25 protein-coding genes are annotated in these 21,230 nt (G+C 60.0%); 14 read left to right on the plus strand and 11 right to left on the minus strand.

Translation table 11 applies throughout. The features are described 5' to 3' along the window. Positions 1–72: 72 nt before the first annotated feature. The gene (locus FJ977_RS18600; RefSeq protein WP_140773692.1) at positions 73–285 is read left to right on the plus strand and encodes a hypothetical protein; all 213 of its coding nucleotides are present in this window, start codon (positions 73–75) and stop codon (positions 283–285) included. A 52-nt stretch (positions 286–337) separates the two neighbouring features. Here FJ977_RS18600 and FJ977_RS18605 read toward each other — a convergent pair whose 3' ends face one another. Both FJ977_RS18605 and FJ977_RS18610 read right to left on the minus strand, forming a co-directional pair. Next, positions 338–655, minus strand: a complete 318-nt coding sequence (locus FJ977_RS18605; protein ID WP_140773693.1) for a hypothetical protein — start codon at positions 653–655, stop codon at positions 338–340. Between the two features lie 395 nt (positions 656–1,050). Then, entirely contained in the window at positions 1,051–1,632 is a 582-nt protein-coding gene (locus FJ977_RS18610) for a response regulator (protein WP_140773694.1), read from the minus strand. Between the two features lie 505 nt (positions 1,633–2,137). On the opposite strand from FJ977_RS18610, the gene FJ977_RS18615 reads away from it, so the two are divergent. Both FJ977_RS18615 and FJ977_RS18620 read left to right on the plus strand, forming a co-directional pair. Then, complete coding sequence (locus tag FJ977_RS18615) at positions 2,138–5,245, plus strand: CheR family methyltransferase (protein ID WP_140773695.1); 3,108 nt, start codon at positions 2,138–2,140, stop codon at positions 5,243–5,245. Between the two features lie 30 nt (positions 5,246–5,275). Continuing rightward, entirely contained in the window at positions 5,276–5,626 is a 351-nt protein-coding gene (locus FJ977_RS18620) for a response regulator (protein WP_246683163.1), read from the plus strand. Between the two features lie 336 nt (positions 5,627–5,962). Here FJ977_RS18620 and FJ977_RS18630 read toward each other — a convergent pair whose 3' ends face one another. Continuing rightward, complete coding sequence (locus tag FJ977_RS18630) at positions 5,963–6,166, minus strand: DUF2934 domain-containing protein (protein WP_140773697.1); 204 nt, start codon at positions 6,164–6,166, stop codon at positions 5,963–5,965. 135 nt (positions 6,167–6,301) lie between these two features. Between FJ977_RS18630 and FJ977_RS18635 the strand changes: the two genes are divergently transcribed. Continuing rightward, entirely contained in the window at positions 6,302–6,616 is a 315-nt protein-coding gene (locus FJ977_RS18635) for a hypothetical protein (protein WP_140773698.1), read from the plus strand. A gap of 123 nt (positions 6,617–6,739) precedes the next feature. Here FJ977_RS18635 and FJ977_RS18640 read toward each other — a convergent pair whose 3' ends face one another. Both FJ977_RS18640 and FJ977_RS18645 read right to left on the minus strand, forming a co-directional pair. Further along, on the minus strand, positions 6,740–7,087 hold the full coding sequence (locus FJ977_RS18640; RefSeq protein WP_140773699.1) for a hypothetical protein: 348 nt from the start codon (positions 7,085–7,087) through the stop codon (positions 6,740–6,742). A 155-nt stretch (positions 7,088–7,242) separates the two neighbouring features. After that, entirely contained in the window at positions 7,243–9,003 is a 1,761-nt protein-coding gene (locus tag FJ977_RS18645) for a thiamine pyrophosphate-dependent enzyme (protein ID WP_140773700.1), read from the minus strand. 455 nt (positions 9,004–9,458) lie between these two features. On the opposite strand from FJ977_RS18645, the gene FJ977_RS18650 reads away from it, so the two are divergent. Beyond that, complete coding sequence (locus FJ977_RS18650; protein WP_140773701.1) at positions 9,459–9,722, plus strand: hypothetical protein; 264 nt, start codon at positions 9,459–9,461, stop codon at positions 9,720–9,722. 595 nt (positions 9,723–10,317) lie between these two features. Continuing rightward, positions 10,318–10,668, plus strand: a complete 351-nt coding sequence (locus tag FJ977_RS35845) for a response regulator (protein ID WP_181179942.1) — start codon at positions 10,318–10,320, stop codon at positions 10,666–10,668. A gap of 85 nt (positions 10,669–10,753) precedes the next feature. On the opposite strand, the gene FJ977_RS35850 is transcribed toward FJ977_RS35845, so the two are convergent. After that, positions 10,754–10,930 carry a hypothetical protein gene (locus FJ977_RS35850; RefSeq protein ID WP_181179944.1) on the minus strand — a complete coding sequence of 59 codons (177 nt, stop codon included), beginning with the start codon at positions 10,928–10,930 and terminating at the stop codon, positions 10,754–10,756. On the opposite strand from FJ977_RS35850, the gene FJ977_RS18660 reads away from it, so the two are divergent. Both FJ977_RS18660 and FJ977_RS18665 read left to right on the plus strand, forming a co-directional pair. Next, complete coding sequence (locus tag FJ977_RS18660) at positions 10,929–11,117, plus strand: hypothetical protein (protein WP_140773703.1); 189 nt, start codon at positions 10,929–10,931, stop codon at positions 11,115–11,117. The two genes, FJ977_RS35850 and FJ977_RS18660, sit on opposite strands and share 2 nt — an antisense overlap. 234 nt (positions 11,118–11,351) lie before the next feature. Continuing rightward, a complete protein-coding gene (locus FJ977_RS18665; protein ID WP_140773704.1) occupies positions 11,352–11,621 on the plus strand; it encodes a hypothetical protein in 270 nt (89 codons plus the stop codon). Between the two features lie 87 nt (positions 11,622–11,708). On the opposite strand, the gene FJ977_RS18670 is transcribed toward FJ977_RS18665, so the two are convergent. Further along, positions 11,709–12,239, minus strand: coding sequence for a ferritin-like domain-containing protein (locus FJ977_RS18670; RefSeq protein WP_140773705.1), 531 nt, complete (start codon positions 12,237–12,239; stop codon positions 11,709–11,711). A gap of 391 nt (positions 12,240–12,630) precedes the next feature. Between FJ977_RS18670 and FJ977_RS35855 the strand changes: the two genes are divergently transcribed. The 4 genes from FJ977_RS35855 to FJ977_RS35860 all read left to right on the plus strand — a co-directional run bounded on the left by FJ977_RS35855 (position 12,631) and on the right by FJ977_RS35860 (position 15,606). Continuing rightward, on the plus strand, positions 12,631–12,792 hold the full coding sequence (locus FJ977_RS35855) for a hypothetical protein (protein WP_181179946.1): 162 nt from the start codon (positions 12,631–12,633) through the stop codon (positions 12,790–12,792). 167 nt (positions 12,793–12,959) lie between these two features. Continuing rightward, the gene (locus FJ977_RS18675) at positions 12,960–13,472 is read left to right on the plus strand and encodes a hypothetical protein (RefSeq protein WP_140773706.1); all 513 of its coding nucleotides are present in this window, start codon (positions 12,960–12,962) and stop codon (positions 13,470–13,472) included. 153 nt (positions 13,473–13,625) lie between these two features. After that, positions 13,626–13,883, plus strand: coding sequence for a hypothetical protein (locus FJ977_RS36750; RefSeq protein WP_348643214.1), 258 nt, complete (start codon positions 13,626–13,628; stop codon positions 13,881–13,883). A 1,381-nt stretch (positions 13,884–15,264) separates the two neighbouring features. Then, positions 15,265–15,606: a hypothetical protein gene (locus FJ977_RS35860; RefSeq protein WP_181179948.1), complete on the plus strand. Its 342-nt coding sequence runs from the start codon at positions 15,265–15,267 to the stop codon at positions 15,604–15,606. Between the two features lie 624 nt (positions 15,607–16,230). Here the strand turns inward: FJ977_RS35860 and FJ977_RS18695 are convergent. From FJ977_RS18695 to FJ977_RS18710, 4 genes are all read right to left on the minus strand, one after another. Then, a complete protein-coding gene (locus tag FJ977_RS18695; protein ID WP_140773708.1) occupies positions 16,231–16,557 on the minus strand; it encodes a low affinity iron permease family protein in 327 nt (108 codons plus the stop codon). A gap of 114 nt (positions 16,558–16,671) precedes the next feature. Further along, on the minus strand, positions 16,672–17,154 hold the full coding sequence (locus FJ977_RS18700; RefSeq protein ID WP_140773709.1) for a DUF2269 domain-containing protein: 483 nt from the start codon (positions 17,152–17,154) through the stop codon (positions 16,672–16,674). Continuing rightward, on the minus strand, positions 17,154–18,440 hold the full coding sequence (locus FJ977_RS18705) for an SDR family oxidoreductase (RefSeq protein ID WP_140773710.1): 1,287 nt from the start codon (positions 18,438–18,440) through the stop codon (positions 17,154–17,156). Before FJ977_RS18705 ends, FJ977_RS18700 begins: the two co-directional genes overlap by 1 nt. Before the next feature lie 167 nt (positions 18,441–18,607). Further along, a complete protein-coding gene (locus FJ977_RS18710; RefSeq protein ID WP_140773711.1) occupies positions 18,608–19,540 on the minus strand; it encodes an NAD(P)/FAD-dependent oxidoreductase in 933 nt (310 codons plus the stop codon). Between the two features lie 168 nt (positions 19,541–19,708). Between FJ977_RS18710 and FJ977_RS18715 the strand changes: the two genes are divergently transcribed. Continuing rightward, positions 19,709–20,041: a hypothetical protein gene (locus FJ977_RS18715; RefSeq protein ID WP_181179949.1), complete on the plus strand. Its 333-nt coding sequence runs from the start codon at positions 19,709–19,711 to the stop codon at positions 20,039–20,041. Positions 20,042–20,292: 251 nt separating this feature from the next. Continuing rightward, positions 20,293–21,225, plus strand: a complete 933-nt coding sequence (locus FJ977_RS18720; protein WP_246683167.1) for an ABC transporter substrate-binding protein — start codon at positions 20,293–20,295, stop codon at positions 21,223–21,225. Positions 21,226–21,230 lie beyond the last annotated feature (5 nt).

Below are 21,230 nucleotides of genomic sequence, written 5' to 3' on the forward strand. Positions count from 1 at the left end.
CTTGAAACAGATGGCCAATCCGCGGAACCAATCGCGTTGCCGGGTGTTGCGGCAAAAACGCGGAGCTACGTCATGGGACTGTTTTCTGATATGGACAAAAAACTCGCTGACAATCTCTACGCTCACGGTAGGGAGTTGACGGACGCAAGTGCCGACCTGCCACAAAAGGTCAAGGACACGGTCGATCTCTTGATGCCGCTGATCCAGCCGGAGGCGCGCGAAGCGGTGCGGTCTGAAATCCTCGGCATCATTCATGAACACCTTTACGACGATAGTGCGTCTTGAAAGCCCGCTCGGAGGATAGACGTTCAGCGTGAGCGCCGGATACCCCGCTTCGCTAGCGCCCCAGCATCGCAGCGCCAACGAACACGACGGCCGCAATCACCACGAGCGCGGCAATGACAAGCACCGGGCCGGTTCTGGCCGGGGATGGGGTGCGCTCATCGTCCGGCGGCCGCATCGCATTGGCGAAGCTCGCCTGATTGGCGAAGGCCGGCGTGCCTGTCGCGGCAGGAACCGGAACGGTGCCTGCGTCCGCTGCTTCGGCATCGGTTTCCTGGGGGGCCGCCGCCGGGTCGAAGCCGGGCGTCTTGTCGCCTGTCGTGCCGGACTGGATATCGCCTCTGTTTTCGGCCGGGCTACGTTCAGTGTTCATGATGAGTGCTCCTGTCGCGGCCACCGAACTGGGAGCTGGTCCGGATGTTCCATTTGGACGAAACCGTTCTTGCGCGGCGGTTGTGTCCGCTTTCGCCCAACAGATTCTTGGCCAAACAGATTTTCCGGGTCGCTGGAACATTGGCGAAGGAGCCCAGTTTGGTGTCGCTGCAGATGCCGCGGCGTGGTGTCTGTTGAGATCGGTGGACAACACCTGATCGGCCCGCGCCGATGCCCTCAAAAGGCGCGGGCTTTCGCCGTGACAGCAACGTCGAATGGGCTGGCGAGAAAGGCGCGTTGGCTTTGTATGAATTCACAAGTCTGCTCCAGAACCCGCCGCATCTCCGAGGGTCTTGCATAGCCACAAGCTGTGCCTTCGGCCGCCTGCATTCGCAACTAGTGGAGCAGGCCGGCCGAGCTGCTAGCGACCCGTTTCAGGATCGAGTTCAGCCATCGCTCGGTAGGCATACCGGCCGGGCGATCATCGCTCTCGCTGATGGCGAGTTCCAGCGTCATCTCGACCAGGCGGTCGGCGGCGCCCGCATCCGGAAGCATGAGCCGGGCGGCCAGCCGCAATTTCGGCAGCAGCGCCAGCACATCAAACGGGTCGTCCAGGCTCTCGTTCGGGTCCTTCTCGGGAAAAAGGGCCGCAATGATTTTCCGCCGGTCCGTCGGCTTCATAAGGCTCGCGATATGATCGAGCCGGGAGGGGATGACGTTGCGGTCATATGCGCTGAAGAAGACGAAGGGGACGCCGCGGTCGGAAAGGCGATCAGCGACCGGAAACACGGACGCGCCGTTGAGATCGATGTCCAACACGGCTGCATCCGCCTCTTCAGCAAGAACTTGCGCCTCCGCAACGGTGCTCACCGGGCCGAGGATACGCGCGCCTAATCCGGCGAAGTAGCGCGCGATATCGTCAGCCACGAGAAATTCGTCTTCGACAATCAGGATCTTGGCTTCTGCCAGCCGTTGCACTTTAGCTCCTCATGGTTGCAATCTTGGATGATAAGCTTCCCGGTTGAGCGGGCTGTCGATCCGGAGCGTTCCATTCGATTTCGAGTAAATTGCCCCCGGATAATGAGCAACGCTGAGCGCTGCAAGTTGTTCCGGCACGTGGGGACTTTGGTATGCGTGGGGAAGAGCTGACCGCTGGCGGGTTACAAGCCTTGCGCTCGCCGTTCGGAGAGGGCATGCTTTGACAAGGAGCAGATTGGACGTCACCCGGAGGATTTCAGCATTTTGCAGTGCGAACTCCGCGACGAGGCAGATTCTGCGGCGGTTGTCCAGGCGCACGGCGAGGGGCTTGGCGATTCCAGCGACGAGAACAAGCGGTCCGCGAGCCTCCACCGTGGCCTCGCACGGATGCGGCTGCTGGTCAAAACGCTTGACGGCGAATGCCTGACTGGTCTCGCAGCAAAACCATGGTCAAACATCGTTGCCGCCTTATCTAAAGTGGCGCAGTAAGTCGGAGGCGGGCTGAGTGTCGCGAAATTCAAGATTGCCGATCGTCGGCATCGGCGCTTCTGCCGGCGGCATCCCGGCCATGGAAGGGCTGTTAAAGGGTTTGCCTGACGCGCCCGGCATGGCCTTTGTCGTCGTCACCCATCTGAGCCCTGACCGGGAGAGCATGCTGCACGATGTGCTCGGCCGCTACACCGCAATGCCGGTGACGATCGCCGAAGACGGCATGGAAGTTGCGTCTGACAAAATCTATGTGATGCCGCAAAATGCCGTCCTGACGATGGAAGGCGGGAAATTGCGGTTGCGGCGGCCAAGCGCGGCGAGCCGTGAACGCAAGCTGATCGATATCTTTTTCAGCTCGCTCGCACAGGATCAAGGCGAGTACGCCGTCGGCATCATCCTATCGGGCGGTGACGGCGATGGCACGCTTGGCGCCAAGATGATCAAGGAACACGGCGGCTTCGTGCTGGCGCAGGCTGCGGATGGTTCGGGACCGCGCAACCCCGACATGCCGCAAAGCGCGATTTCCAGCGGCGTCGTCGACATGGCCGTTGCAGCGGAGCAAATGGGTGAACGACTGATGGACTTCGCCCGCGGCTTCGACACCCTCGATCAACTTGCGGAGGGCAGTGAGGATGCGTCCGAGAACATCGACCGGGCGCGCGCGCAAATCTACGATGTCCTGCGCTCCCAATCAGGCCATGACTTTTCCGGCTACAAGACCAAGACCTTCATTCGCCGGGTCAAGCGCCGCATGCAGATCGGCCAGATCACATCGCTGTCCGGCTATATCGAGCTGCTGCGCAAGGAGCCGCGCGAGGTCACGGCGCTGTTTCGCGACCTGCTGATCAACGTCACCAACTTCTTTCGCGATGCCGACGCGTTCGAGCTCCTGGAAAAGAAGATCGTGCCGAAGCTTTTCGAGGGCAAGACCGCGTCCGACACGATCAGGATCTGGGTGCCTGGCTGCGCGACCGGTGAGGAAGTGTATTCGATCGGCATGCTGCTGCGCGAGCATATGGACACTCTGTCGGCAGTGCCGAAGATACAGATCTTCGCCACCGACATCGACGAGGCGGCACTTTCGGTCGCGCGCGCGGCGCGGTATCCCGCCGGCATGATGGATGGTGTCTCCCCCGAAAGGCGGAAGCGGTTCTTCACTGATGAAAGCGAGAGCTTCGTGCTGGCCACCGAGGTGCGCGAACTGTGCATCTTCTCGCCGCACAGCGTCATCAAGGATCCGCCCTTTTCGCGCATGGACATGGTCTCATGCCGCAATCTTCTCATCTATTTCGGCCCGGATATCCAAAACCGGGTCCTTCCGATCTTTCACTATGCGCTGAGGCCGTCCGGCTATCTGTTCGTCGGCACTTCCGAAAGCATCGGCCAGCACACCGATCTTTTTGTAACCGTCGATAAAAAACAACGCATCTTCAGGGCCCGCGACGATGTCTTGCCGAGAGCGCGCCTCCGGCTTTTGGTTGGCGAAGGCAGCGGGAGCGTCCCATCCCTGTCCACTGGGCCACAAAGCAGGACTAGCGAACTCGCTCGTCATCCGCTGCGGCAATCCGTTGAATCGCAGGTTCTCGAACGTCACGCGCCACCGCATGTGGTGGTCAATGCGGAAGGCGATGTCATCTATTATTCGGCGCGAACCGGACGCTATCTCGAGCCGCCGCAGGGCGTGCCCAGCCGTAACCTGCTGAGCATGGCGCGGCGGGGCCTCAGGCTCGATTTGCGCTCGGCGCTGCACGAGGCGGTGACGACACGTCAGATCGTGCTGCGCGAGAACGTCGTCGTCGACGGTGAGGACGACCGCGTGCAACGCGCTACCATCACAGTCGAGCCGCTGCCGGACCGCGACAGTGGCGGGGCGTTCTATCTCGTGCTGTTCCAGCCGGTGGGGGCCTCCCGCGATAAGTGGGAAGCCGAGCGGGACAGCCGCTCTCCGGACGACCTGGTACAAGTTGAGCGGGAATTGCGCGAAATCCGCGAGCGCCTGCAATCAACCATCGAGGAGTACGAGACGGCATTGGAGGAGGTGAAATCTTCCAATGAGGAACTGGTCTCCCTCAATGAGGAGGCGCAGTCGACCAATGAAGAGCTGGAGGCCTCCAAGGAGGAGATGCAATCCCTCAACGAGGAGTTGAACACGATCAACGCCGAACTCTCCGGCAAGATCGAGGAGCTCGACCACGCCAACAGCGACCTGAAGAACCTGTTCGAGAGCACCGACATCGCAACCGTGTTCCTCGATCGCGAGCTGGTGATACGCAGCTTCACGCCGGCGGCTTCGTCGTTCTTCAATCTGCGCCGATCCGACGTCGGCCGTCCGCTTACCGAGCTTTCCAGCCAGCTTGACTATCCGGAAATGCGCGACCATATCGCAAAGGTTTTCAAGAATGGCGAGCCGGTCATCCATCATCTGGCGCGCGATGGACGAGGCCATTTTTTCATGGTTCGTCTTATTCCTTATCGAGACAAGGGCGCGCGCATCAATGGGGTGGTGGTGACGCTGGTTGACGTCACAGCGCTGGCCGAAGCCGAGGAACACCAGAAGGTGCTGATCTCGGAATTGAATCATCGCGTCAAGAACATGCTGGCGATCGTCACCAGCATCGCCAACCGCTCTGTGGAGAACTCTTCAACCAAGGAGGAATTCGCAACGGCACTGCTCGGGCGGCTCCATGCCATGGCGCGCTCCTACGGAGCGCTGTCGCGGGAGAACTGGACGGAAGTCTCGGTCGAGGAGCTGATCGACCAGGAAGCCGCGCCTTTTGGCCGTCAGCGCTTCTCGCTGTCCGGCCCGTCGGTCATGCTCAAGCCGCAACAAGCGCTGTCACTCGGCATGGTGATGCACGAACTCGCCACCAACGCGGCCAAGTACGGCGCGCTGGCCAAGGAGGATGGCAAGGTGGATGTCGCATGGTCGCTACACGACGAGAGATTCAATCTGGCCTGGGAAGAAATCGATGGGCCGCCCGTCGCTCAGCCAAAGCATGGCGGCTTTGGCCTTTCGCTGGTCAAAGGCGAAATTGAATACCGTCTCGGCGGCAAGGCTGAAATATTCTTCGAGCCAACGGGTTTGAAGGTAAGGATATCTTTTCCTCTCGACCGGAAGGCCTGACCTTTGGCAGCCGCTCTTCGCATCCTCATCGTGGAAGACGAATGGCTTATCGCCGAGGACCATGCGGAGCATCTGCGACGAGCGGGGTGCGAAGTCGTCGGGCCTGTGCCTTCAGTCGAAGCGGCGCTCGACAGCATCGCAAGGGAACAGCCGGATTCCGTGCTTCTGGACGTGCAATTGAACGACGAGACGAGCTACGTGCTGGCAGACACGCTGCGCGAAAAGGGCATCCCGTTTGCTTTCGTGACCGGCTATGGTGATTCCTCCCTGCCGCCTCGTTTCGCCGAGGTGGCCGTGCTGCAGAAGCCCACGAACCAGGCCCTGTTGGCGGCAGTCGTCTTGAAGCTCGTCCAACAAGTATCGGCGCCGAAGAGCCGGTAGAAGCTCGCCGACCCGATGGTGCCCATCCTGATGTATTTCGTGCTGCCGGTTTGGGTGGTCGCCGGCTTTGCCGATCGGGTCTGCCGCGCCGCATCGGCCTTGAGCTATGGGCGACACTGCGCTGTGCTAATTAGCTCAGCCACCCAGCGTTATAGATTTTCAATCGCCCCTGGTCGATCGAGTGGGGTGCTGGTTGGTGGGCGCCGCCAGCAGGGCGTTCCATGTCGCGATCGAACCAGAGCCAGGTGCCGACCAGCACGACCAGCATAACCACTGTCCATGAGATAGCGCGAGCCATTGCAGGTTTTTTTCTTTCGCTCTGCGCGTGCTTCCAATTTAGCCAGCAGGCTTGTTGATGGTCGGGGCGGAGCCAAAGCCGACCGTCGGATCAGGGACAACCGGACCGCGCTCGGCTTCCGAGCTTTCGGATTCGACCTCCTGCACCGCCTGGTCCCAATGCTCCTGCTGGCGCCCTTCGGGGTAGCCTTCGCGCTCCCAGATTTCGTGGGCGCGGCGTCTGATGCGCTCTTCCCTGTCCATGACCGATCCTCCTTTGCGCTCCCTAATCCGGGTCATTGATGTTTGTTCCACGCGATCAGTCTGAACGGGTTTGGTGCGGGAACGCTCTTGCCAGGTGAGGGTTGTTGTTCATTGCAGTCAAACTGGAGATACGTCATGAGCAATCAGGAAAACCGCCGCGAGACGGGCGCCAGGAAATACCCGGCAAATAACGATCCCGATCCGGCCGATGAGTTCTCCCAGGACGCGGCAGGCAATAAAGAGCCCGCTGGGGGAATTGGGCTAACCCGCAAGCAAGGCGAGGTCGAGGACGAGACCCATCAGTCGGACGATCAAAACCCTCCGAGGCACGCCACACCCAGCCCCGCAACGCAAAAGACCTCCGGTGCCGGTCCATCGATCGCGGAGCATTCCAAGGATGCCAAGGCGCCCAAGAACGGTCGCCAGCCCGGAGCTTATGTAAAGGACTGAATACGGGGCGACCGCACGCGTCCTGCCCGGCAACAAAAGGCCCGCCGAGATCGGCGGGCCTGTTTTCATGCTGCGAGTGGGACAGCGGGCGCACCGCGAAGCCGCCCGGCCGACGGCAGAATTCTACTTATTGCAGTTCTGCTTGGTGGACGTCGTGGCGCCGCTTGCGGTGTTGGTGTTGGTGTCGTTCCCTGCTGCATCCTTGCAGCGGTCCGTCATCCCGTTCGTATTGGTCGTGCTGTTGGTGGCGTTCGGATCGGCTGGTGCGGTGCCACCGGTGCCACTGTTGGTGCCGGTGCCACTGTTGGTGCCGGTGTTGCCACCGTTGCCAGTACCCGTCGTTTTGCCGGTACCATTGTCTCCACTTGCGGTACCGCCGGATCCGGTTGCGGTACCGCCGGATCCGGACTGCGCCATGGCCGAGCCCGCGAGAGCGAGCGCGAGAGCAGATGCCATGAGAAGTTTGATCATCGAAGTCTCCTAAGTTGATCGCCTGATTGCGATACAGCCCGAACCTCCGGCGGTTTGACATGTTCCTAGATTACTTGACGTTGCGACCGATTATTTCTCGGGGGCCAGGTCGCTTCGTCGCTGAATGCCCTTCCTGATCGTCGGCATCGGCTGTTCTATTCGCCGGCCTCCATCATCGTCTTGGCCGGCTCACGCGCGACATTTTCCGCGATGCGCTCGTGCCCAGGCGTCTCAGGCAGCGCCTTGCGGAAATTTTTTGCATAATCCGGCGGCATCTTCGGCGGCATCATCGGCTCGTAGGCATCCACCAGCGCCTGGATGATGACCGGCCCCTGCGTGGCGAAGGCTTCGTCGAGCACTTGCGTCACCTGATCGGCGCTCTCTATGCTGAAGCCTTTGCCGCCCATCGCTTCCGCCGCCTTGGCGAAATCGATCGGCTGCAATTCGCAGCCGAATTGCGGGTTGCCGAGGAACATCATCTGCTCCCAGGCGATCTGGTTCAGCATGTTGTTCTTGATGACCAGAACTTTCAGGGGGATGCGGTAGCGGACAGCCGTCGAAAATTCGCCGAGCTGCATGGCAAGTCCGCCGTCGCCGACAATGGCGGCGATCGGCCGGCCCGGGAAGGCGATGCCGGCGGCGATCGCGTAGCTCAGGCCGCATGCCATCGACGCCAGAGCGCCGGAGACGCCGAAGGCCTGACCATGATGCAAGTCGACGTGCCGCGCAGCCAATTCGGTGTTCTGGCCTGAATCGGCAGCAAGCACGGTGTTGCCGGCCAGCCGCTCTCCAAATGCACGGGCGACAAGCTGCGGTTTGAGCGGATGCGACTGGCCATCCTCCGATTGCCGCATCATCTCACGCCATGTCTGCATCGACGCCTGCGCCTCGGCCAGGAACCGGTTGTCGGCCTTTCGGGTGAGCCTGCGGTTGAGCGCGGCCAGTGTTTCCCTGGCATCGCCAACCAGGCCCGACTCGACAGGGAAGCGCAAGCCGATGCGCTGCGCGTCGCAGTCGATCTGGACCCCGCGCGCCTGGCCCGGTTTCGGATAATATTCGATATAGGGAAACGTCGAACCGACAATCAGCACGGCGTCGCAGTTTTCCATCGCTTCCTGCGATGGCAGGGTGCCCAGTATCCCGATGCCGCCGGTGGTATGAGGGTGATCGTCAGGCAGCACCGCCTTGCCGAGCAGCGCCTTGATGACCGGTGCCTGCAACAAGGTCGCGGCTTCCTCAAGCTCCGCCGCGGCGCCCATCGCGCCGCGCCCGGCCAGGATCGCGACGCGCGAGGCGTCGTTCAGAATGGCTGCCGCCCTGTCGAGTTCCCCATCCGCCGGCAAGCAGCGCGGCGCAAACATCTCTTGCGGCGTGTGCGCCGGCCGGTTGCGCTTGGAGCGTATGGAAGCGTCCGAAGGCTGTTCCTGAATGTCGCTGGCGATCGAAAGATGGGCAACGCCCTTGCGTGACAGCGCCGTGCGGCAGGCAAGGCTGGCCACATTCTCCATGTGCGCCGCGTCAGAGACCTGCGCATTGTAGACGGCGACGTCGTTGAAGACGCGCGTCAAATCCACGTCTTGCTGCGTGAACGTCTCGATGAGATCGTGAAACTGCATGCCGGTGATGGCGAGCACCGGCGCCTGATCGAGCTTGGCATCGTAAAGCCCGGTCAGGAGGTGCGTGCCGCCGGGGCCCGATGTTGCCAGGCAAACGCCCAGCCTTCCGGTCCATTTCGCATACGCGCACGCCATGAAGGCTGCCGATTCCTCGTGCCGCACCTGGATGAAGGATATCTTTTCCTGGTTGCGCCGCAGGGCCTCCATGATGGCGTTTATGCCGTCTCCTGGAAGGCCGAACACAACTTCGACGTTCCAGGCTATCAAAGTGTCGACGAGAATTTCCGCTGCGTTGGACATGGCGAGGCTCCAGGAATTTGGCGAGGCTCCAGCAATAGAGGCTCCAGCAATTTGTCCCCGAACCGGCGGGCCGGCGAATGGTTCCCGACAACCGGCGCTGCCTGCCCATCGCCGAACAATCGCCAAGCTCCGAGGCCAAGGAGCGCTATTCGGACATGACAGCCAGCAGCGGTCTGGCGTCCCGAGTCGGGTACGGCCAAACTCCCTTCCTGCCATGCAGGAACTGCGCGATCCGGAGAGAAAGCCGCCGATCGGTGGAACATTCGGGCGTCGTGCCGGTTTGACGACAGATCGCTCCCCCCAAGCGATCCCGGGTCCACTCGGATCCCATCAGGCCCGTTGCCCAAAGTAACGGGCCTTTTGTCTCTGGGGGAAATGCTTCAGGCGGTCCAGCAACAATAGAGCGGGCGCCTGGCTTCCTTCGGATAGGCACTATTGCAGCAAGGAGAGATCCTATGAGCGAGGCCCTGAAAACCACAAATCACGAAGTGATCCGGGCATGGATCGAAGCGCGTGAAGGCAGGCCTGCTGTGGTGCGAGATTCAGCCAAAGGCGCCACTCTGCGGGTCGACTTCGGTGAGGATGGCGGGCGAGTGCAACCTGTCGAATGGGATGAGTTTTTCCGTATACTGGACGGAAACAATCTGGCTTTCCTGCATCAGGACCTGACGGAGAGCGGCGCCACCAGTCTCAGCAACGAATTTGTCGACCGCAGTTGACAGGTCCGGCTACCTCGCCTGATTATCGATTGCCGGGCATTTCATTGTTGCTTTGCGGATGCCCGCGGCCGGCGACGTGTCCTGTGGCGTCCCAAGCTCCTTCGCCACCTGGCCCGTTCATTCGGCACCGGCGCCCTTGTCGGTTCGACGGGATTTGTTCACCGCTTTTCGACCAAGCCTGGACATCTTGTTAGCGACGATCCGACCTTCGTAACCGTGATCCGCGATCATGAGCGCTACCGCTTCTTCCGTGCACAAGCCGCACCTGCGGGCAAAATACTGCGCCTCGGACCCAGCGTCTGGCACGATGCCGGTTTGCAAATGTGGGCGCCTAACTGGCGAAACTGCAAAATGATCCATGGACTCCGGGTTTCGATGCGAACCGTGGACGGCAGTTGTTTTGCAGTGGCCGGATGGCCGAGTCTTGTCGACTGATGGTTCGAGGTGGCAAGGATTACTTCCCTGGACACGGCTCGAAAAGCGGTTTGCCGTCCGGCGGCCTGGAAAATATTTGAAAGTGACTCTCGCCGCAAATGGCGTACTCTGCCTTCGATTGGCGAGCGGCTGTCGACGGCTTCGTAAAAGGGAGGCTACCATGCGAAAACCCTTGGCTCTCATTGTGGAGGACGAGCCCTTCATCGTCGCCGACCTTGAGGCTTCGCTGAAGCGCGCCGGGTTCGCTGTATCCGCCGCTCCTTCATGCGAGCGCACGACAGAGATTCTCTCATATCTACAACCGGATATCGCGATCCTGGATATCATTCTACGGGACTGCGCTAGTGATGAGATCGCGGAGCAGCTGGCGTTGCGTCAAATACCCTTTCTTGTTTACAGCGGCACAGATCTTGATGGCAGGAGCGAAGCTTTCAAAGCCGGAAAATTCGTGGGCAAACCGGCCAATACATCAGAGCTTGTCACGCTGGCGGTGTCATTGACTGCTCGGTAACAGGTCGCCGTCGCCGTAGTGTCCTTCAGAACTTCTCGTCTCCGGTCGAAGCGTCCCCACGGTCAATACAGTACCGCGGCTACCACTACTCATTGAGCTTCCGGTCAAGCTCATCGAGCAATGATTTATGTTCAGACGGAAGATCAATATCGGAGGGCCGGTCCAGCAATTGCCGAATCTGGCGCCGGTTTGTGTCCGACGTGATCCACCGCCGGATAAGTTCGGCCATGACTTTCTGTTGCGCGTTGCTGATATCCGCCATGTTCCGCATCCGGGTTCAGAAGATGGTCGAACTCAATGGGCGGCTGGTGGTTCCCACCCGCTGCTATGCGAAGGCGCTTGTCGCCCGCCCGGCGTCAGTCACCCTGCTGCTCGCGACGGCGATGCTCCCCGACTTCCTCAGGCTCCTTGTCGTCTATCCGCGTGATATTTGCGGCCGCGTGAGCTGATTGCAAGGTCTCGTCCAGCTTCGCATGGTTGCGCAGATGTACAAAAGTTACCAAGCAGCCCCACCAATCATAGGTTAATGACCGGCTCGGATATTCCAGCCATCCTGGTGCGCGCTCCTTGGGAGGATCGGCTCAGATCGCAGCGCGCACTAGTCACGTATCAGTCATGCGAGTGAAGTGCTGAACACAAGCGCCGATCACAGGCAGCACACGAAGCCACGAGAGGAAACAATCATGTTGTACCCCGGTCGATGTCTTGAGCCGAGCGAGATCGAAATGTTGTCTCGTGTGAGCCGATCGCTTTGCAAACAGAACGGATTGCCATTTACCTCGCCCGAGGCAGCAAGGACGGCGTCGCATCTGCTGAAGCTCTTCATGAACGGATTGACCAGCGAGGAGGAGCTTCTCGACGCAGCGCAAAAATTGCGCGAAGCGGCTGCCGTGCGTTATGGCTTCCCGAAGAGCAATAGTGGCCCCAGGCGCTGCGGCCGATTGCCTGCCTGACAGCAGATTGGCGGTGGTCTAGCTGACCTCTCCATAAGCCAGGGGCCGCGGCGATGCCGTGGCCCCTGTTGCGTCGGTCTGATAGGTTCAAGCGGCTTTTTGCTGCTCGGCCGCCTTGTCGTTCACGCCGGACTCGCCGAGGGACGTCAGGGCCTCATCAGTGGCCTTCTCCTCTTCAAGAGTAGCATTGAGCAGTTCGACAATGTCATCTTTCCCAAGCGAGGATGCCCAGGCGATCAGCGTGCCGTAGCGCGCGATCTCATAGTGCTCAACAGCTTGCGCGGCGCCGACGAGGCCCGCGTCAATCGACGTCGATCCTTTATATTCGTCGAGAATTTCGGACCCTTCCTCGATGATGCCGTCAATGGCAGGGCAGGTCTTGCCGCGCGCGGCGACGCCGAGAATTTCGAACACCTGCTCAAGCCGCTCGACCTGGCCCTCGGTCTCTACACGGTGTTTTTCGAATGCGGCGGCGACCTGCTCGTCTTCCGCGCCCTTGGCCATCTTCGGCAACGCCTTGAGGATTTTCTTTTCGGCATAATAGATGTCCTTGAGGCCGTCGAGCATGAGGTCCTCAAGACCCTTGGTGCTGGCACTTGCTTTCTTGGTGGCTGTCATTTGACAATCTCCCTTTGGTTGAAATCACCCGTTTGGGTGCTGACCCAACTGAGAGTGGCGCCGCAGGTTCCCGCGAAAGGTGATCTGTCGGTCAATTTTCGACAAACAGCGTTTGCTTCCGCGTAGCGGCGGGCCGGGGAGGGTTCCGCGCCGCAGTGCTTCGGCCGCTCATCGCAACAGCCGTTTCTTGAGGAAGAACCTTTCTGTCTCCGGCCTGTCCATCGCTGCCATCTGTCGAAGCCTATGGCGCTTTCCAAGGGGAGGTGATGAAACGTCTGCAAGACGGGTCAATTCGTTTCACCTGGCTGCTTGTTGCCGGAACATTTCGGCATTCGGGCTGTTAGCGCGGCGGGAACTCGACCCGACAATCCCATTTCACGAGGAGGCAACAATGTCTGGCGTTGATATGTGGGTGTTGGTGGTTGCTGCTGGTCCATTGATCCTTCTGGCGGCGATCCTCTACGCGATGTTCACCCGTCGCCGAAAAGAGCCAGCTGAACAACGCCAGAGCGACAACGCCACCAAGGAATTGTATAACGAGCATAGAGAGTAGCAGCTTGACGGCCGAAGCGCGGACGGGACCAAGTCTTTGCATCGCCTGAAGACTGCCTTAATGGCGTTCGTTGGCCGTGCGCTTTGCTCCTTGCGCAAAGAATCGCTTTCGTCCTGGAACCAGTGCTGAAAACCTTTGTTTGTCACAGACAACCAAGGAGGTTTTTTATGCAGATCGTAGGTGTCAACGTTGAGCCAACCTCAGGTCTTGAGGGCAGGTCGCTACTGCGTGTGGTTTTCCAGGGCGAGGGAGGCGAATCCGTGTCGGTGGAAATGGCACGAGGGGAACTTGTCGATGAGGCCTCGGGGGTCGGGGCTATCGACCGTGCCAAGGCCATTCTCGTGCAGACTGCCACCTTCGAAGGGTCTGGCGATAGAACTGACACTCGACCGACAGATTCTGGCGTAACCGATGGCATGGTGAGCAAGATCTACACATTTGAGTACCGCGAAGGCGACGAGGCTCGCTTGCTTCCACCCTGTGACATGCCAAGTGCCGAGGCTGCGCGCGCCGAAGCTGTGCGTTGCGCAATTGATATGCTGATTGACCTCCAGCCGGGCAATGACGACCTGACGGGATGGCTGGTGCGCGTGCGCGACGACAGCGGTGCTGAGGTTTGCACGATCGATGTTGCCGAAGCCGAGGCAGCGCGGCAGGCCAATGACAACGCGTCGCTTTGAAGCCACTTTGCAATTGCGCACCCGGGAGTTGGAGATGGCTGCACGCCGTCTGGTCCACGGCCCCCTCGGCAAATCTGCCGTTCACATCTGCGTCGACATGCAAGGCCTCTTCGGCGCCGCCGGCCCTGGCCGGTTCCTTGGACGAAAGAGGTCTTGCCGGCCATCGAAGAGCTTGCCGGCGGCCATGCCGAGCGAACGATCTTCACGCGGTTCATACCGGCGGGGAGACCCGGGGAGGGCATGGGTATGTGGGTGCAATATTACCGACGCTGGGCAGAGGCCACCATCGAGAATATCGACGCTGAACTGATCGAACTCATGCCGGATCTCAAGCGTTTCGTTCCACCCGCCAAGATTGTGGACAAGAAGTCTATTTGCCCTGGACCAAAGGTCGCCTCGACGATCTCCTAAATGGCATGCAGGTTGATACGCTGTTCATCACCGGCGGCGAGACGGACGTCTGTGTTCTCGCCACGGTTGACGGAACTCTATCGATCGCGGTTCAGCGAACAGCTTGAAACAGTCACGGCGAAAGAGGTCCTCAACAATTGGCGTCCGAGCCAGCGAGATGCGCGAACTATTTTCTCGCGCGTTTGAGAGGATATGTCGCGCCGCCCTATGCCGTAATCAGCGAGGCCTGCCTTCAGCAAAGCGAATCCACGTTCCGACCTACCCAAGCCACCAGATCCGGTCGTTTGGCCAAGACTGAAAACATGCCGTGGACTCACCTAATCCTGCGCGAAGCGAGTTCCAAGAACACAGCTTCTCGATCACCGCGGTGCTTGTTCAGGAGTTCAATGACTTCCTCGCGGCTGAGCCTACCAATCTTGCTGATGAAGTCGATCTCGTGACGGGGAACAGCTTCACGTGTCAGCCGGGTTAGGAACGGTTTCGGCGCTCCGGTTAGCGAAACTTCTTTTGGCGCCATTGATCCTCATCCCACCGCCACAAACACCTCCAAATTCGCGGGCGCGCGATTTGTTCCGATAGCAGATTGAAATGAACGCCAGGTCAGGATTTGCGGTCACGCCTGTGGGGCAAAGTACCGGGGCGGCACGTCATTAGTATCGCGGTCAGGCTATCCGATGAAAGTTGTTTAGCTTTGTGGCTTAGGCACGCCGACTGGACCGCAAATGTTATTGACCACAGGACAGTTCCGCGAGGCGACGGCCGTCCGTAGAGCCCTCTTTCGCGCTCACTAACCTATGTAATTTGCAGCGCTTGATATGTGTGCTGATAAGCAAGAAAAATCAGAGGCAGAGATTGAAGATGGCATCAGGCGCCGAGAATACGCCAGCGAACGATGTGCGCGTTGAACGGCTCGACGGAGAGTGGGCCGTTCAGATCGTAGAAAACGGCAACGTCACTCAACGACTTTTTGAGAATGAACAGTTTGCCAAAAATTTTGCGAATGGACAGCGAATGCGGCTGGCACCTTCCGGTGCTGCCTCAACATGCGGGTACGGGAAAGTGATGATGTGTCTGTTCCGCGCTTTCGGGAGATTTGCCGGGATACAATGGACGCGAACTCTGGAGCGTTCTCGATTGGCACACGCTTCTGATTGTGCACTTGCAGCTGATCTTTCAACGCGGATCTTTTCAAGTCTGACGGCGCGCTGGATCGCGAGGCGACTTTTTTCTAGACGGTTTCGGAACGCTCTCCCTCGCCGGATGTTTTGAGACAGCGGCCTGTCCTCATCAGGTTCATGGCGCTGGCCATGATGTCCTCGTCCTGGTCGGCCCGTGCAACCTAGACCGAAAGCGCGGGCCATCTCTTGAAAGAGCGTAACCTATGACGAACAATGTTCCTGAAAATCGCGCCCGCCAAGCCACGCTTGGCCGTCCGGTTCTTTTCGTCCTCCTAACTGCCCTGCTCCTGGCGATCGTCGCCTGGGGTGTTGCCGAGGTCTATGGTGTCCTTATCAAAGATCCTTCGACGGATCAGCAGCACAACCTGCCGGCGGCTACGTCAGGTGCCAACCCGGCTGCGAACGATCCCGTTCAATCCAAAACCGACACCATGAACAGCCAACCAGTCGACCAAAATCCCGAGGTCGACAAGAATCCTACGCCCCAAACGAGCACCGGCGGCGACCAGCAAGGCACACAACCGTCGCAACCAGCCGCGCAATGAGATTGCAGCCAAAGCCTTGGAACTCTTGGCTGAACCGCTCGGCAATCGTTGATCTCCGGGCTCTCGGCGGGTCGCACATATGAGAGCGGAAGAAACCTGGCCAGTTTCGACGGCGTTAGTTGCGGCGTGGACCGCCGGGGCCCGCGTTCGCTTTGGGTGGCGCGGGCCTCTTTGTATTGTTCTTGGCCGTTTGCGGTTCGTAACAATGATTTCGGATTTCCTCACATCATCCGGAACATTTCCGGTCAAGCAAGGTTTGAGCCAGCTTGATGCTCCCATCTCGTCAGGCCATCTAGCCCGCCTTCGCAATTGTGCGAGGCGGGCTTTTTTTTAGCACATTTTGACGCCCCAGGGACTCTGTCCTGTTTGAAGATCCTCTCTCTCTCTTTCGGGTACGGGAGCCAGCAGAGAGGTGTGAGACTTTCAATCCCTTGAGCCCCCCATCGGAGCGCTGCCAAGGGCGGAGATCCCCGTAGCCAAGAAATCTTATCGCCCCTGTCTGTCGGTGGAGTGTCGCGACGGGCGTAGACGAACTGCTACCTGACGGAGGCAGGGCCCCAGTGTTCTGCCTTATCGCGGAGATCCTCGAAAAGAAGCCCCTGTCGCAAACCGAAGCGCCGCTCATCAATCGCCCTGCTGCCTGCGATAGCGCTCTTTTTCGATTTCCTCAGGCTCTTCGTCGTCGATCCGTGTGATGTTGGAAGCATTGTGATCTGATCGCAGGATCTCGTCCAGCTTGGCGTGAATGGCTTGGGTGTCGCGGTGCTCTGCCCGCTGAATGAATAGCGTCATGGCCCAGGTGAACAAGGTGGCCGCTCCATGCCAGTCGAGGCTCTGTCGCTCGAAGATCATCCAAAGGACTGCATAGGCCAACAGGATCAGGAATGCCGCGGGGCGGGAGGTCAATGTGCCGATCGAGGTGAGCACGCTGGTGACGGGATGGTTGGCCATCCCAAAGAACTTGCGGCGGCGAGCCTAGTTCCCGAGCGCACTACATTGCGCCGCCATGAGCCTGCCAGGCGCGGCAGACCATTTGCGGGTTGATGATTCGCCGGTCGTGCGTAGCTACAACGCGGACCACTCAATTGCCGGACGTGCAATCATCAGCCAGAAGATGGCGAGGACGGCGCCGAAAGCCGGGAAGCCGAAGACAAACCAGCGTCTGAACAGTTGATCGTAGCGCTCGGGCGGGGCCTGGTTGGACAGGGCGGCCTGTGTCGCCAGATTTCGCATCTCGATCTGCATCCACAGGACAGGCAGCCAGAACACGCCGGTTACGATGTAAAGCAGGATCGAGAGAACGATCCAGCCTTCCGACAGCGAATACCCCGCAAGCCGAGCAAGGCCCAGTCCGGTCAGAGGTTGTGCGACAACAGCCGTAGCCGTGAACAGGAAATCAGCCAGGACGACCATGCGGGCGACGGCGGCGATCGTCGCGGCGTTTCCGGTCCGGTGTGCCATAAGCATGAAAAACGCATTGCCGGCGCCAGTCCCGAGCAGCACAGCCGCACCGATGACGTGAAGGTATTTGAGCACAAAGTACATTATCAGCGTTCCTCCAGAATGGCCAGCGCTGCAAAATGCAAAGCGAGGATCGGGAAGATTTTCAACAGGGGCCCGAGTGGTTCAAACCAAAGATCCGGCCGCAAAATGCTCCCAGCGATCGCATAGAAAAGCGATACCGTGATTGCGCCGAAAAGACCAAGCCGGCTGGTTGGGCGGCAAGCGATAAGCGCTCCCACGAAGATGTCCGCCAGTGCGCCGGCGACGACTGCCGGTTCGGCCAACCCGCCGGCAGCAGTGCCAATCAGCAAGTCAACTCCGCTGCGCCAGCCGATGGTGAGGGAAATGATACCGGTCAGAATCCAGAAGAGCGGCAAAACGACAAACAGCGCCGGCTTGACGAGGTAAAGACCGGCGAACCATCGCTCCTGCACCGTCGCAGGATTTATACCTAGTGCAGCTGTGAGACTGGACGGTTGAATGCCGGTCGCCGTCATCCACGGCCGGGGATCACCGACAGCGCCCCGCGTGATCTCTTTTGCAGCATTGGTGCGCATCGGCGGGCGCCAGCCTAGCTGAGCCGCGGCATCCCCCAACCTGTACAAGATAGCTGCGGTCCAATTGGGCAAGGTGAACTCCCGAGCACTGCGCCATCCGAACCAGCGGCGATAGCAACCGACTACCTCGCTCATCGAAAGCGCCACGGGCCCAGCAACTTCCAGCGTGAGGCGCGATGGGCTGCCGGGTTTGAGGAAAAAGAGAACGGTGGAGATCACGTCATCGAGCTGAACGACCTGGAGACGGCCCGTGTCGGGCATCAACGGCAAGAGCGGCAAAGCCGCGAGGCCGCGAAAAAGCGCACTTGCGCCGAAAGCCGGCCTTCCCAGCACCACTGAAGGGCGCAGGATTACCCACTCAAGTCGACGCGCCATCAATGCTGCATCGCCGGCAAGCTTGCTGGCGGAAAAGGCGGAGGGCTGCTGGCGATCGACCCCGATGGCGGAAAAGTGAATGACCTTGTTCACACCTGCCTGCTCACACGCGACGAAGAGAGCCGAGGCGCCGGTCAAATGGACATGCCGGGTGTTTTCCCCGGCACTATCCTGCAGAACGCCAGCACAGTTTACAACGGCGTCCACACCGGTCAGACAGGGCGTCCAATCCTCAGGTCGCAAGGCCCGCGCCATATCCAGTAAAACCGTTGAGGTCTCAGGATGGATGCCGGTATCTGCGCGGTGAAGCACGCGAACCACCTCATGTCCCTCACCTGTCAGGCGCGCGCAGAGCGCGTTCCCAATCAGACCTGACGCGCCAGTGACGAGAACTTTCATTCCTTTCTCCCGCCGTTCGCCGGCGCGTGCGCCTTCATAAACCTGCCACCGCGCCTAAGAGAACTTGATGAAAGCCGAAGCCAGAAGTATTACGCCGGGTGGAACAAGCTCCGGGTCACAATGGAGCGAAGAGTTGAGCGGCGGTAGAGTGCGTTCGCAGGTCGACTTCATCGACATTTCGTCGCCGGCTCGGCGCACTCGCCCAGGTCGTGGTGAATGTGAGCTGCAGCCGTGGCGGCGTGTCCGAACCCAACAGCAATTTGATTGAGCCCCTCCGCCACGTCACCGATGGCATAGAGTCCTGGCGTTGAAGTCTCAAGATGCTGGTTGACCAGGACATAGCCCTCTTCGTCACAGATAGCCCCGAGCGCAACCGCGAGTTCGGAGCGTACGTCGCAGCCCATGGAAGGGTACACCACATCGATGTTGCGCAGCGGGGCGCCCTCGGCCATGACGACATCGAAGCCGGTTCGTCGAGGGATCAGGTCATCGACAGCGTCCCAGATTTCTACTCCGCCTGCCAATGCGACTGCGCGGGCAGCTTCGGAAACATCGTCCGAGTAATTGGCGAGCAATGCAACTCGGCTGCCATATTCCTTCAGGAACAGAGCCTCCCTGACGGCGAGATGCTCCGGGCCAACGACGCCGATGCAGCTACCCCTGGCCTCGTATGCATCGCAAACCGGGCATAGTCTGACAATGCCATCTGCGATCGCCTGCTGCAGTCCTTCAATCGGAGGTGCCTTGTCCACAATGCCCGTTGCCAGAATTACACGCCTTGCTTGCACCATCCCGCCGGCCGTCGTCAGAACAAAACATTCCTCGCGTTTTTCGGCGTGCGCTACGTAACCATCGGCGATGCTCGCCCCGTATTGGCGTGCCTGGGCTCGCAGGCGGCCGAGTAGTTCATCCCCGTTGATGCCGTCTGGGAAGCCGGGGCAGTTATGGGATTTTGGAATAAGCTTGGCGCGCGCATCCCCAGCGTCGAATGAGATAACGGACCGCAGAAACCTGGCCAAATACGTGGCCGCGGCGAGCCCTGCTGGGCCGCCGCCGACGATAGCAACGTCAAGAATTTGTGAGCCGGACGAACGTGTCATTGCGCCCAACCTGCGCGAAACAACCTTGTTCCACGTGGTGTCAACCGGATAGCGATAAGAGCGAGTCTCCAACCGAGGCGTGAAGAGAAAGGCCACTGCCCATCGAGCCCCTCGCGCAGGTCGCGGCCGCAACCGCTGTCACAGCGCCACCGCGAAAGTTAAAGCATCATGGAACTTCGGATCACCGCCGCACTTAATCTGGCGAAAGGGTCTGAGATGAGCGCGACCAGAGAGTTCTTTGAAAACTGGCTACAGGAGAATGTCGGCACACTTCCTGGCCAAGAGGAAGTTAGCGTCGCGGTGCTCGCCCAGCAATTCGAGCAGGATGCCGAGGTGGCTGGTTACGGCCGCGACGTAAGGGAGGACGAACTCGGAAACATCGAGGATGCTATCGAGCAAGCGATAAAGAACGCCGGGGTGCAGAGCGTGAGATCCGAAGGGGACGATCTGGCGGCTGTAATGGACGCGCTGGAGGTCGATGATCCCAAGAGCGGACCGTAGGCCCAAACAATCGCCTTCGCTTGACCATTCCCGCGCAGTGCATGGCGAGCCTTCTCGCAATGGCGCCAGGTCAATTCCCAGGTAGTTCCATGCACTGTCGAGGAACATTCCTGCTGCCGCAACGTTAGGTGAGTTCCTTCACATCGGTGCGCCCCGTGATAACTGCGAACCCCTCATGCGAATGGCTGCCCCGGCACGATCAGGGTCGCATCTCGCGGCGGACGGCTCTTGCAGGTATTGCTTGCTGGCCGTTGGCTGTTTCAGCGGAAGCCGCGGCACAGCCGCGCGTGCGGTTCGGCGTGCTGGGATATGGCACCGCTGCCTGGGAAGTCGATGTCATGCGGCGGCAAGCGTTGGACACCGAATACGGAGTATCAATCGAGGCACAGCGGCTTGCCGGCGCCGAAGCGGGCAAGACTGCATTGCTGGCGGGCAGCGTCGACGTCATCGTTTCGGATTGGGTGTGGGTTATGCGCCAACGAAGCGAAGGCGCCGATCTGGTCTTCTATCCCTATTCTCGTGCCGTAGGTGCCCTCGAATTGCCACAAGACTCGCCCGTTCGAAGTCTTGCGGACCTCAAGGGCAAAATGCTGGGGATCGCGGGTGGTCCGCTGGACAAAAGCTGGATTCTGTTGCGCGCGCTTAGCCTCCGTCAGCTGAAGCGTGATCTTGCTGAAGAGGTGCATCCGGTGTTCGGCGTGCCGCCTTTGTTGGAGCAGGAATTCCTGGCGCGGCGACTGGATGGCCTGCTGACATTCTGGAATTTCGCTGCCCGTCTCGAGTCAGGAGGAGCAAGGCCTCTGCTCAGCGTCGCGCAAATGCTGCAATGGCTTGACGTCTCAGCGGAACTGCCGATGCTCGGCTACGTCTTCCATGAAAGCTGGGCCCGGGCCAACCCGACTGCCCTCGCGCGGTTCACGAACGCAACTGCGGCGGCGAAGTCGTTGCTCGCGTCCTCGGACGGCGAATGGCGCATGCTTGCGTCGCAATTGGGTACCGACGATCCTCTCCTGAAGGCGGCGCTACGCGATGCTTATCGGGCCGGAATCCCTCGCCGCTTCGGCAAAGACGAACGTGATGGCGCGGCCCGGTTGTTTGCAATCCTGGCCGAATTGGGCGGCGAGGATCTGGTCGGCAAGGCAACGAGCCTGGATCCCAGTGTCTTCTGGACCATACCGGCTTGAGCTGG

The sequence above is a fragment of the Mesorhizobium sp. B2-1-3A genome, from assembly GCF_006442655.1.
Lineage (GTDB): Bacteria > Pseudomonadota > Alphaproteobacteria > Rhizobiales > Rhizobiaceae > Mesorhizobium.